Raw genomic sequence first — 11,467 nt, 5'->3', positions numbered from 1 at the left:
TCTTCAGCGTACATCTTCTTTAAGCGGCTATTCTCTGCTTCAAGTTCCTTTAGCCGAGCCATCATTGGAAGATCCATGCCTCCATACTTGGCTCGCCAGTTATAGAATGTCGCATTGCTTATACCATGCTCTCGACATAAATCTGGAACTGCAACACCACTTTGAGCTTGCTTCAATATCGACAGGATTTGGCTGTCACTAAATTTTGATTTCTTCATGCAGAATCTCCTTGCACATACATTACGAGAAAATTCTACTTTTGGCATCAACTATTTTGTGGGCGGATTACCTCCCAACTTGTTACGCAAGTTTGAGATATGCACATCTATACTGCGATCATAAGCAGTATACTTTCTACCTAAAGCGTATTCCGTTAATTCTTCCTTGGAAAAAGCCTGACCGGGGGATTTAATTAACATTTCGAGAATATTAAACTCGGCATTGGTTAATTCCATCAACTCGCCATTATGGGTGACCAAACGTTTGGAGCAATCTACAATTATTCCCTGATGCTCAATAACAGGGCGTTGAACAGGAATTTTTTGGGTACGTCTCAGGATAGCTCGCAATCTTGCTGCGAGTTCTCGCGGATTACAGGGCTTGGGCAGGTAATCATCAGCACCAATTTCAAGACCTACGATACGATCAATATCATCACCTCGTGCCGTTAGCATGAGTACAGGCGTTTCCAAATGCTCGCGAATCGCCTTTAATACTTCAAAACCATTTAACCTGGGCAACATCACATCCAGAATGATGGCTTCAAAAATTTGATTCAGTGCTTTTTTAACCCCGCTTTCACCATCATGCACGCAGACGACATTAAATCCTTCAGGCTCCAGATATTGAACCAGCAAATCGGTTAATTCGGTATCGTCATCTATAATCAGGATGTTACTATTCATTACTTCATTGTCCTGGTAATTTAGTTATTATGATGGAGACGTTTATCATAACAGGCTAAAAGTTTAATCCGTCTGGCATCGGCATTTATTACTTTAAATTCAAATTGATTAATTGTAATGACTTCGCCGCGCTTAGGTAAGTAACCAAAATTGGTCATTACTATACCCCCAATCGTGTCATACATTTCATCGCTGAAATCAGCATGCAATTGCTCATTAAATTCTTCGATAGGAGTATGGGCTTTGACAATGTAATAATTATTACCATGCGCTTTAATGTAAGCTTCTTCATCAATGTCAAATTCATCTTCAATGTCGCCTACGATTTGTTCAATAATATCTTCAATGGTAACGAATCCGCTCACAGCGCCATATTCATCCACCACAATTGCCATGTGATTGCGATTATTGCGAAACTCGCTTAATAATAAATCGAGGCGTTTACTTTCCGGTATAAAAGTAGCAAGACGAACGATATCCTGTAAATCAAAATCCATAGTTTGGCGGGCTTGAAAACGCAGTAAATCTTTAGCATGTAAAATACCAATGATTTCATCTTTATGGGTTCCCGTGACAGGAAAACGAGAATGACCAGAGTTTGTAACTATTTCGATAATTTCTTCAAGCCCCGCTTCTTGCGAAATGCTGGTCATCTGTTTTTTGGGTAACATAATGTCACGCGCTCGCATTTGCGTAAACTGAATAACGCCTTCGATCATGCCCAGGGTTTCGGAGTCAATGAGGGAACGACTGTGGGCATCTCGTAACAGACCAATTAACTCTTCTTTATTCTGCGGTTCTACCTGTAAAAATTGCCTGAGGCGCGTAAGGAGAGAACCATTTTCATCCTCTTTACTCAATGCAGTTATCCTCTAAATGATAAGGATTGGCAAAACCAAGTTCTGCCAGTAATTTTATTTCAAGTGCCTGCATTATTTCGGCATCACTCTCTTTAATATGATCATAGCCTAACAAGTGTAATACTCCATGGATAACAATGTGCGCCCAGTGTTCTGTGAGTGGTTTCCCAAGTTGAAGACTCTCTTTCTCCAGAACAGAAGGACAAATAATAACATCACCTAATAAAGGATACTCCAGCGTAATAATATCAGGAATAACACTGGGAAAAGCCAACACATTGGTTGGTTTATTCTGTTGTCGGTATTGTCGGTTTAACTGGATAATTTCTTTTTCATCCACCAGACGAAGGGTTAACTCGGCAAATTCTTTATGATCTATCAAAGGTAAAGTGGCCCACTTTATAAGCAAGTCATCCGAAATTGAAAGAGGCTCGGTGGATGCTCGTTGCAAATCGATATGATAGCCCATTATTTTTTATCCTTTTGATTGTTATCATAACAATCGACAATACGGGAAACGAGAGGATGCCTGACCACCTCACGACTTGTAAAGGTGTGAATACTGATTTCTTCAATATCAGCAAGTAAATGAACGGCATGAGATAAGCCTGAATAAGTTCCTTTCGGTAAATCAATCTGGGTCATATCGCCAGTAATCACTGCTTTTGAGCCAAAACCCATACGGGTTAAAAACATTTTCATCTGTAAAACCGTCGTATTTTGTGCTTCATCAAGGATGATGAATGCTTCATTAAGGGTTCTCCCTCGCATGAAAGCAAGAGGTAATACCTCAATAACGTCAGTCTGGATTAGTTTTTGGGTTTCTTTAAAACCAATCATTTCATATAACGCGTCATAAACAGGGCGTAAATAAGGCAGTACTTTTTCCACCAAATCACCTGGCAGGAATCCTAATTTTTCCCCGGCTTCAACAGCCGGCCTCACAAACACCAGGCGTTGTACTTCGCCTTTTTCAAACAATTCAATTGCTTTGGATACAGCAAGATATGTTTTTCCAGTTCCAGCAGGTCCTGTTGCAAAAACAATGTCGTATTTATCGATGCTGGCCAAATAATCAGCCTGTTTGTTATTGCGGGGCAGGAGCGTTTTTCGACTTAATCGGACAGGTTGTAGCATAGCAAAGTGAGGCTCCTTATCCTGAGCATGTAACAATGAACTAACAATTTCAGCATGAATGGGTTGACCGGTACGCTGATGAAGCTGTTTTATTATTAATTCGGCTCTTTCTAAATTGGCATGAGAGGAGCCAGATAAAGTTATTTTATCATGATTAATTTTAATTGTTATATTAAAAAAAACCTCAAGTAATTTAATATTTTCATGCAAAGCACCGCATAAATTAGCCAACTGGCGTGAATTCATAGGAGGAAGAAAAAATGTTTTTTTATGTAGTGTACTGCTCAAAAATAACCTGTTTTTTTGGGTATATATTAAGAGAATAGTTTATAAGCGGGTTAATTTGCAAGTCATTTAATTACCAGTATTTAATTAATAACAGTTATTTCATTTGCATTCTTTTATCTTCTTTCGTCTTCATAATACGCTCAACAATAGGTGTTAAAACCGCTTCAATATTGTTTCGACGGCAGGGTTTCTCTATTTCAGGGCATCTTTCTCCCTCGAATACCACATCAAAATCGTTCAACATTTTAGCATCATCAGTCCAAAGTACCACCGGAACATCAGGTTTTTGAGTTTTAATAACTTGAGCCACATCCGGGCCGTTAATAGGGCATTTTTTATTCTTGGGGCGCAGATTGCCATCAAGAATAATTAAGTCAGGCGTATTTGTCTTCAAATAATTGATGGCATCGCTTCCAGTGGACGCTATTTCCAGTGCACAGTCAAAGAGATTGGATAAGTGCCGTTCGATAATTTTTTGTTGTAACGTATTATCCTCGACCAAAAGGATAGTAAAATCCATATTACCTCCGGTTATACACAAATTGTTTGTTCATTAATAAATACCTCTATTTAACGAATTTAAAATTAATATTTGGCTACTGCATCGCTGGCAGGAAATGTATCTTCAATGGTTTTATCCAAAGCTTTTTCTTTTTTGTTGCTGCGAATTTTTTTATTCTCCTCATCTGTAACCGATTTATTAATGCCTGATTTGTTTGTTTGGGTTTTTATGTGTTTTTTCATAACACGCTCCTTTTATTAAGCCTATTCTAATTATAGTAAAAGGGGCTTTCATTATTTATAGTTTCTCCGGGAACCGTCAAAACCCAGCGAAATTAATACAATTTAACTCTACCAATGGCATATTTTTTGCTGAATAACAGAACATAAGTTTAACTTCATAATAACAGGCTAAAAACATATGAATAAAAAAGCGGTGATAATAACACAGAAATTGAACCAGGATTATAATCGAATATTAAATGATGAAGCACTTGATTTTGTTAAAAAAATTGAGTTGGAATTCAGATCGCAACGTGACTATTTATTAACGTTAAGGCAGGAAAGGCAAAAAAAATATGATGAAGGTATTTATCCGGATTTCCTTAAGGAAACGGAGAATGTGCGTCAGTCTGAGTGGAAAGCGGCAGAGCCTCCTCCTGATTTAATTGACAGGCGGGTTGAGATTACAGGCCCCGTAGAGCGTAAAATGATAATTAATGCCTTAAATAGTGGCGCCAAGGTCTTTATGGCTGATTTTGAAGATTCCAACTCACCAACCTGGGATAACTGCATTCAAGGCCAAATTAATTTGTGTGATGCAGTAGATAAAACCATTTGTTTTAAAAATCCGGAAACCAATAAAGAATACAAACTGAATAATAAAACAGCGACCTTAATGGTTAGACCCAGAGGTTGGCATCTCAAGGAAGAGCATGTGTTAATCGATAATTTGCCGGTATCAGCTTCTCTCTTTGATTTTGCTCTTTTCTTTTTCCACAATGCAAAGAAATTGATAGCTCAGGGAAGTGGGCCTTATTTTTATCTGCCGAAAATGGAGTCCCATCTGGAGGCCAGGCTTTGGAATGATGTATTTATTCGAGCGCAGACGCTATTAGGTATTCCTCAAGGAACCATTCGGGCAACCGTCTTGATAGAAACGATTGGAGCCGCCTTTGAGATGGATGAAATTTTATATGAATTAAAAGATCATTCAGCGGGTTTAAACTGTGGTCGTTGGGATTATATTTTCAGTTTTATTAAAAAATTCAGAAACCATGCGCGCTTTGTTCTTCCTGACCGGCATGAGGTAACAATGACTCGCCATTTTCTCCAGTCTTATGTAAGTTTATTAATTAAAACCTGTCATCATCGTGGTGTGCACGCCATGGGCGGCATGGCCGCACAAATTCCTATTAAAGGAAATAAAGAAGCAAACGAAGAAGCCATGGCTAAAGTTCTTGCTGATAAAGAACGTGAAGCGAGAGCGGGTCATGATGGTACCTGGGTTGCGCATCCCGGGTTAATTCCCGTAGCGCTTGAAGCGTTCAACAAGCTCATGCCTGAGCCCAATCAAATCAATAAGAGACACGCTGACATCATAATTACCCAGCAAGATTTGTTAACCGTTCCTGAGGGAAAAATAACAGAACAGGGTGTAAGAAACAATATTAGTGTAGGTATTCAATATTTACATGCCTGGTTGCTTGGAAATGGCTGTGTTCCAATTAATCATTTAATGGAGGATGCCGCAACAGCCGAAATTTGCCGGGCTCAATTATGGCAATGGCTTAAATTTAAAGCCAGACTTTCAGATAACAGAGAGTTAAATCAGGCTCTTTTTATGTCTCTGATGGATGATGAATCCGGAAAGATAAGACTTGCTATAGACGGGAATAAGGTTCAACAAGCCAGATTGGAAGAGGCTTCGCAATTGTTCATAGAAATGATTACCAATCCTGGTTTTGATGAGTTCTTAACTTTACCTGCCTATTCGATATTAATTAATAATGAGAAGGAAGGAAAATCATGAACCAGCAAGAACAGATTAATCAATTGAACAAGGAATGGAAAACGAATGCCCGTTGGGCGGGTATCAAACGTCCCTATAGTGCTGAAGAAGTAGTAAGGCTGCAACCTTCATTAAAAATTGAATACAGTCTAGCCAGGCACGGCGCCGAAAAATTATGGACCCTGCTCCAGGGAAATACGCCTGTAACTGCTTTAGGTTGTCTCACCGGTAATCAGGCCATTCAGGCGATAGAAGCAGGACTTAAGGCAATTTACTGCTCCGGTTGGCAGGTAGCGGGCGATAATAATTCTTCTGGGCAAATGTATCCCGATCAAAGTTTATATCCAGTTGATTCTGTTCCTAATCTGGTTGAATCGATTAATAATGCTTTGCAGCGAACTGATGAAATTCATTGTCTTGATGGTGATAGAACAACAAAATGGTACGCGCCCATTATTGCCGATGCTGAGGCTGGTTTTGGTGGTAATTTAAATGCTTTTGAATTAATGAAACACATGATTAGAGCGGGGGCCGCAGCTGTGCATTTTGAGGATCAATTGTCTTCAGCAAAAAAATGCGGTCATATGGGAGGCAAGGTTTTGATTCCTACATTTGAAGCGATTAATAAATTAATAGCTGCTCGTTTGGCTGCTGATATTAATGGAGTTCCTACTCTTATTATTGCAAGAACGGACGCAGATTCCGCTACGCTAATAACCAGTGACTATGATAACGTTGATAAAGTATTTTTAACGGGTCAACGTTCCAGCGAAGGATTTTATTATGTAAAAAGCGGTCTGGAGCAGGCAATAAGCCGTGGGCTGGCTTATGCTCCTTATGCTGATATGATTTGGTGCGAGACATCAAAACCCAATCTTGCTGAGGCACGTCGATTTGCTGAGGCAATTCATGAGCGTTATCCAGGTAAACTGCTTTGTTATAATTGCTCACCGTCTTTTAACTGGCAGGCAAATTTAAGCGAGCATGATTTAAGGACATTTAGAGAGCAATTATTTGAAATGGGTTATAATTATCAATTTATTACGCTGGCAGGCTGGCATAGTCTGAATGTCGGTATGTTTGAAATAGCTAAAGCCTACAAGGAAGAGGGAATGATCGCCTATTCGCGTATGCAGCAAAAAGAAATCGCTCAGGAAGGCCATGGGTTTAGAGCAACCAAACATCAGGCTTTCGTAGGAACAGGCTATTTCGATGCGGTGCAAAATACCATCATGCAAGGAGAGTCTTCAACGACTGCATTAAAAGGTAGCACCGAGGAAGCGCAATTTCATAAGCGATGAATTAATAAAAAAAGGCAAAACCATAATCTATTTCCGCGCTTTGCGCGGAATCTATTACTGAGCTTAATGATTGAAAGCAGACATTATTGTGAATGTTTGCCTGGCAGTGATACAATCGGATATTGTCAGCGATGATGTCAATAATAAACTCAGACCCCTTTCGCGGGATGGCCTCACATTGTTTTGAGTCATTCCCGTGAAAACGGGAATCTATTCTCAACTTACCTCATCACTTTGCTTGAGAGAAGATCCTAATATAAATTAATTGGACCACTTAAATTCTAATCAACTACAACTATAGAAGCCCGCTTAAAACGGGCCATCTCATAAAACTCGTATTAACTGGCGGCTCTTTGAATATCTCGACCGGTTCTTGAAACGTCCTGACCGAAGCCCTTAATTGTACCGCAGGCGCTCAATAGACCCAGAGTCGTTAAGAGGAAACAAGCTATCGCTATCTTTCTAGTATTATTCATGTTTTCTTATCCTTCTTTTTAGGTGAAAATAGTTTAATACTTCCATTAATAGTTTAGTCAAGATGATAATTATTCGCTAATAATTATTGAAATAAGATAAGATTATTGACTTGGGACATTATACCGTTCGGCCTGAGGAGGATGCAATGCATCGTCTCGAAGTCGTTGCCCGTTCCTTTCTGGCTGAGTTATTCGTTTTTATCAAATACGAGAAATCCTTTGCCCAACTCACAATTTATTTTATGATTAGCGAGTGGGTGATAATCACGAGCGTCCATTACTGTCGTCATTAGTTCAGCGTCACCTTTCATATTAATAGTATATTTGTTGTATTCGATAACAGGTGAGCCTGAGAAAGACGGATCATTAAGCGTAAAATGCTTATTGGAGGCGGTTAGCTTTTTATTCTGAATAAGCATAATCGCTTCAGGCTTTGTGGAAATGGTAATGTCACCCAGCGAACGGTCTGATTGGCATTTTTTTAAAGAGATGACAAAAGTTAATTCTGAACCCTGAGAAAAGGCATGTCTTATTTCAGAGAAAGTTTTTAATTCAGAGGATTGGGCAAACAAGGGAAGAAGACTCAAACCAATCATCAGTTTTTTTTTCATTTTCATTCCTATAATTAATTAATTTTAACTATCATTGCGTACTGGAAAAAGAATTTTATGGAAAAAACTTATAATTGGCAAAGCGCCAAATCCAGTCTGGCTTCAGTTTCACGCACTTCACGCATGGTACTGATCTCACATAATCGAAGACTTAAACCATGATGTCCAAGCTGCATTCGTGGAACAATGCCAAATGATTTATTAATTCGTAGCAAAATAAGATGACAGGATGTTTTAGGAGGTAATGGACGTTGATAAAATCCGTTAACCATATTTATTTCCTCAAATTGTGCCGTATTTCTTAATAAAGACAAATAAAGACTAACAGTGCGGTGTAAGGGTCTGAGTTTATCTAACCACATAGCCAGATCACGTTGTCTCATGGCCGGGTTAGATTCCAGCCAGAGTAAAAGTTGGGGCGAGTAGCTTTCGCAATCAATATTATGAGGAGAGGGACTCAGTTTTATAGATAGCAAAAAAGGATTACTGTGAATATTTTCTCCAAATCGACCGGCTACATGATTTAATACTTGAATTTGCGTGTACAGAGTATCGTAGAGGTCGGCAGAAATTTTAGTGTTGGATTTGTTTAGCGTGTGTTCTATGCGCATTAGTTCTTTTAAAAAACGACTTTTAAGCTCAGGTTTCTCGATTAATTTAATAATTTCAATCACATTTTTTAAGGCGTAGTGATGAATAATGGGATGGGTTTCTTCACAGGCTTGATTGATAGTTTGATGCAGATATTCTAATCTTAATGCGATTTTGGGTAAAAAATGAGTGGCTAGCTCAAAAGTAATAGTCTCTTCATACATAAAAAAATGCTGTCCTTAGCCTGCTTTGAGCGCAGTCTACCATAATTAAGAGGAAATAATAATTAGAAAAAACAATGCTATCATGACTTTTGGGTAGCTAATTGTAAATACCGCTGATGTAAACTTTCAATTTTTTTTTCCAGTTCGAAAATCGAACCATCGTTATTAATGATATCATCGGCCAATTTTTGTTGATCCATAGTATTGTTCTGAAGGGTTAATATTGTTTCCGCATGCTCTTTGGAGCAGTTATCGCGGTGAATGACACGTTCGATTTGCTGTTCCCGTTCGGCCTGAACAAGTAATACGCGATTTAAGTAAGGATAATCAGAACGTTTAATCAAAAGAGGAATTTCAATCATGGAATAAGGAGACTTTGTTTCTCTGACTTTATTGGCAATATATTGCCTTATAAGAGGATGTAATAGTTGTTCCAGCCATTGCCTTTTTTCAGGGGCGCTGAAGATGATTTGCCGCAGCATGGCCCGATTAAGCTCACCGGATGGCAGAATAACAGATTTGCCAAAATAATGCTCAATAGCAATCAAAGCGTCCTGCTTGCGCGCCGTTAATTCTCTCGCTGCTTCATCGGCACTGATTACTGTAACGCCTCTTTCTTTAAAAAAACGACTTACAGTTGTCTTGCCGCTGGCAATGTTGCCTGTTAATCCTACACAATACATAAGTGATTATTCTCTTGAATTTAAATTTTTACAAGTTATTAGATTAATATAACATGTGTCCGGAAAGGAACTCTCTTGTTGACAATAAGCTTTTGCGGCAATTGCCGCATCGTCCCTATGCGCGTAGATATTGCCAGGCCATGTTTTAGCCATTTGGTCCAGAGCAGTGCAGCGCCACATTGGGCGGGTTGATGTGCCATTGATAAATACTTCACAAGTTTCTTTGGCTGTCTTGCAACTGGTCGGCCGATTGCTTTGCTTTTTACAGGCATCAAGTGCTTTATTAATTGCCGATAGTTCATAGTTACTATTCACCGTCCATTCTTTATTTTCCCCATCAAACGAGGTACAACGCCAATAATTGCCGGAAGCATTGATCTCTTCCGCTTCTGCACTGTGGAAAATAAAAGAGCCTATAAGAAGAATTACTGTTAATAATTTACTCATTTTCTCTTTCCAGTTATCTAATTATCAGAGGTAGATTATCTGCATGCTTCATACCAATTACTGTTGATAAACGGCTCTTATTGAGTTTAAAGTAATTTCTGCTAATGCTTCAATAACTGATGATTCAGTATTTAAAGGAGGTAGCCAGTAGAGTGTATTGCCTAAAGGTCTTAACAGCGCGCCTCTATGAAGTGCTTCCTGATAAAGTCTATAGCCGGGACGTTTCACATCATCCTTTTGTAAATCGGCCGCAACGATTGCCCCCAGAGATCTTATATTAGTTAATTTACTGGTTATAGAAGCGATTTGCTGAATGTTATCACGCATTAATTGACCTGTTTTTTTTGCCTGATCATTCACTCCCTCGCTTTCCATTATTTTCAATGTGGCAAGTGCTGCACTAACCGCCAAGGCATTGCCGCTGTATGTATGGGAATGAAGAAAAGATTTTCCTTTATCGTAATCATCATAAAATAATTCATAAATCGCTTTGTCAATAAGAACGCAACTTAGCGGTAGCGTGCCTGATGTGAGTCCCTTGGATAAACAGATCAAATCGGCATCTATGTTGGCATGATGAGAAGCAAGCCATTGTCCTGTTCTTCCCAGTCCCGTCATAATTTCATCAGCAATGAAGTAAATATTATTTTCTTTAGTCCAATGCGCTAGTTTAGTTAAAAAATCAGCGCTATAACATTTCATGCCGTTAGCGCCTTGCACAAGAGGCTCCACAATAAGTGCGCACGTATTTTCCTTGATTTTTTCAAGTTCGGTCAACATTGAGGGCCAATAAACACCAGCATCTTGCCACAAGGGATCATCACTGCCAGAGACATAAGGAATGGATTGAATGAAATGACAAGTTACCCCATAACCCTCGTAAGGTTTTTTATAAAGTCCTGTGTCGCTAACACTTAAAGTGGCCAATGTTTCACCATGATAACTGTTTTTCAATGCAATAAATTCATTACGATGAGCTTGTCCTTTTAATTGGCTGGCATGCAAAGCCAGTTTCATGGCAATTTCCACGGCACTGGAACCGTCAGACGCAAAAAAGAGGTGTTGTTTGTTGCTGATTTTGGCCAGTTTTTCTCCTAACTCAACCAGCTTCTCATGAGTGGTGTTGGCTGCGATAACATGCTCAAAGCAGTCCAGTTGCTTTTTAATGGCTTCGATAACCGCAGGATGGCCATGACCAAGAGATTTACACCACCAACTTGATGTGGCATCAATAACTGGCCCTTTATCAGTATAAAGATAGCTGCCCTGCGCTTTGTGAACTACTAACGGGGGAGTCTCCAGGAAATCTTTCATCTGTGTGCAAGGATGCCAGATATGATTTAAATCATTTTCAATGAGTTGATTAACGTTAACCATCATTTAATTTTTTGGTTGACAAGAACTGATGTCACTTTATCATGTTCGCTAAAAT

The 11,467-nt window shown here is 39.1% G+C and carries 15 protein-coding genes; 2 read left to right on the top strand and 13 right to left on the bottom strand.

Annotated elements, in window-relative coordinates; all coding sequences use genetic code 11:
• The 7 genes from T345_RS0101020 to T345_RS14945 all read right to left on the bottom strand — a co-directional run.
• Positions 1 to 218, bottom strand: a 218-nt coding sequence (locus T345_RS0101020) for a transposase (RefSeq protein ID WP_028387698.1), incomplete at its 3' end; no start/stop codon positions are given.
• Between the two features lie 51 nt (positions 219 to 269).
• Positions 270 to 905: a two-component system response regulator CpxR gene (gene cpxR, locus T345_RS13190; RefSeq protein WP_035917893.1), complete on the bottom strand. Its 636-nt coding sequence runs from the start codon at positions 903 to 905 to the stop codon at positions 270 to 272.
• Positions 906 to 925: 20 nt separating this feature from the next.
• Complete coding sequence (locus tag T345_RS0101010; RefSeq protein WP_028387697.1) at positions 926 to 1,765, bottom strand: CorC family transporter; 840 nt, start codon at positions 1,763 to 1,765, stop codon at positions 926 to 928.
• Complete coding sequence (gene ybeY, locus T345_RS0101005; RefSeq protein WP_028387696.1) at positions 1,758 to 2,234, bottom strand: rRNA maturation RNase YbeY; 477 nt, start codon at positions 2,232 to 2,234, stop codon at positions 1,758 to 1,760. Before ybeY ends, T345_RS0101010 begins: the two co-directional genes overlap by 8 nt.
• Positions 2,234 to 3,190: a PhoH family protein gene (locus T345_RS0101000; RefSeq protein ID WP_028387695.1), complete on the bottom strand. Its 957-nt coding sequence runs from the start codon at positions 3,188 to 3,190 to the stop codon at positions 2,234 to 2,236. Before T345_RS0101000 ends, ybeY begins: the two co-directional genes overlap by 1 nt.
• Before the next feature lie 94 nt (positions 3,191 to 3,284).
• Positions 3,285 to 3,710, bottom strand: a complete 426-nt coding sequence (locus T345_RS0100995; RefSeq protein ID WP_028387694.1) for a response regulator — start codon at positions 3,708 to 3,710, stop codon at positions 3,285 to 3,287.
• A gap of 65 nt (positions 3,711 to 3,775) precedes the next feature.
• Entirely contained in the window at positions 3,776 to 3,934 is a 159-nt protein-coding gene (locus T345_RS14945) for a hypothetical protein (RefSeq protein WP_156935616.1), read from the bottom strand.
• A 178-nt stretch (positions 3,935 to 4,112) separates the two neighbouring features.
• Here T345_RS14945 and aceB point away from each other — a divergent pair, with 178 nt between their 5' ends.
• Together aceB and aceA are read left to right on the top strand one after the other, a co-directional pair.
• Entirely contained in the window at positions 4,113 to 5,723 is a 1,611-nt protein-coding gene (gene aceB / locus T345_RS0100985) for a malate synthase A (protein ID WP_028387693.1), read from the top strand.
• On the top strand, positions 5,720 to 7,003 hold the full coding sequence (gene aceA / locus T345_RS0100980; protein ID WP_028387692.1) for an isocitrate lyase: 1,284 nt from the start codon (positions 5,720 to 5,722) through the stop codon (positions 7,001 to 7,003). Before aceB ends, aceA begins: the two co-directional genes overlap by 4 nt.
• 338 nt (positions 7,004 to 7,341) lie before the next feature.
• Here aceA and T345_RS0100975 read toward each other — a convergent pair whose 3' ends face one another.
• From T345_RS0100975 to bioA, 6 genes are all read right to left on the bottom strand, one after another.
• A complete protein-coding gene (locus T345_RS0100975; RefSeq protein WP_028387691.1) occupies positions 7,342 to 7,479 on the bottom strand; it encodes an entericidin A/B family lipoprotein in 138 nt (45 codons plus the stop codon).
• A 188-nt stretch (positions 7,480 to 7,667) separates the two neighbouring features.
• Entirely contained in the window at positions 7,668 to 8,090 is a 423-nt protein-coding gene (locus tag T345_RS0100970; RefSeq protein ID WP_028387690.1) for a VirK family protein, read from the bottom strand.
• A 68-nt stretch (positions 8,091 to 8,158) separates the two neighbouring features.
• Positions 8,159 to 8,905, bottom strand: coding sequence for a cell division protein ZapD (zapD, locus tag T345_RS0100965; RefSeq protein ID WP_028387689.1), 747 nt, complete (start codon positions 8,903 to 8,905; stop codon positions 8,159 to 8,161).
• A gap of 80 nt (positions 8,906 to 8,985) precedes the next feature.
• A complete protein-coding gene (gene coaE / locus T345_RS0100960; protein WP_028387688.1) occupies positions 8,986 to 9,588 on the bottom strand; it encodes a dephospho-CoA kinase in 603 nt (200 codons plus the stop codon).
• Between the two features lie 6 nt (positions 9,589 to 9,594).
• Entirely contained in the window at positions 9,595 to 10,035 is a 441-nt protein-coding gene (locus T345_RS0100955; RefSeq protein WP_028387687.1) for a hypothetical protein, read from the bottom strand.
• Between the two features lie 57 nt (positions 10,036 to 10,092).
• The gene (bioA, locus tag T345_RS0100950; protein ID WP_028387686.1) at positions 10,093 to 11,412 is read right to left on the bottom strand and encodes an adenosylmethionine--8-amino-7-oxononanoate transaminase; all 1,320 of its coding nucleotides are present in this window, start codon (positions 11,410 to 11,412) and stop codon (positions 10,093 to 10,095) included.
• Positions 11,413 to 11,467: the final 55 nt, after the last annotated feature.

Origin of the sequence: Legionella fairfieldensis ATCC 49588, assembly GCF_000621525.1 — a bacterium.
In the GTDB taxonomy this organism is placed as follows: Bacteria; Pseudomonadota; Gammaproteobacteria; order Legionellales; family Legionellaceae; genus Tatlockia; species Tatlockia fairfieldensis.
The sequence above is the reverse complement of the archived record's forward strand: the minus strand, read 5'-3'. Positions and strand labels throughout refer to the sequence as shown.

Coding starts and splice junctions, on each gene's coding strand:
- cpxR (WP_035917893.1), bottom strand. CDS start 905: ATGAATAGTAACATCCTGATTATAGATGACGATACCGAATTAACCGAT.
- ybeY (WP_028387696.1), bottom strand. CDS start 2,234: ATGGGCTATCATATCGATTTGCAACGAGCATCCACCGAGCCTCTTTCA.
- T345_RS0100995 (WP_028387694.1), bottom strand. CDS start 3,710: ATGGATTTTACTATCCTTTTGGTCGAGGATAATACGTTACAACAAAAA.
- T345_RS14945 (WP_156935616.1), bottom strand. CDS start 3,934: ATGAAAAAACACATAAAAACCCAAACAAACAAATCAGGCATTAATAAA.
- aceB (WP_028387693.1), top strand. CDS start 4,113: ATGAATAAAAAAGCGGTGATAATAACACAGAAATTGAACCAGGATTAT.
- aceA (WP_028387692.1), top strand. CDS start 5,720: ATGAACCAGCAAGAACAGATTAATCAATTGAACAAGGAATGGAAAACG.
- T345_RS0100975 (WP_028387691.1), bottom strand. CDS start 7,479: ATGAATAATACTAGAAAGATAGCGATAGCTTGTTTCCTCTTAACGACT.
- T345_RS0100970 (WP_028387690.1), bottom strand. CDS start 8,090: ATGAAAAAAAAACTGATGATTGGTTTGAGTCTTCTTCCCTTGTTTGCC.
- zapD (WP_028387689.1), bottom strand. CDS start 8,905: ATGTATGAAGAGACTATTACTTTTGAGCTAGCCACTCATTTTTTACCC.
- coaE (WP_028387688.1), bottom strand. CDS start 9,588: ATGTATTGTGTAGGATTAACAGGCAACATTGCCAGCGGCAAGACAACT.
- T345_RS0100955 (WP_028387687.1), bottom strand. CDS start 10,035: ATGAGTAAATTATTAACAGTAATTCTTCTTATAGGCTCTTTTATTTTC.
- bioA (WP_028387686.1), bottom strand. CDS start 11,412: ATGGTTAACGTTAATCAACTCATTGAAAATGATTTAAATCATATCTGG.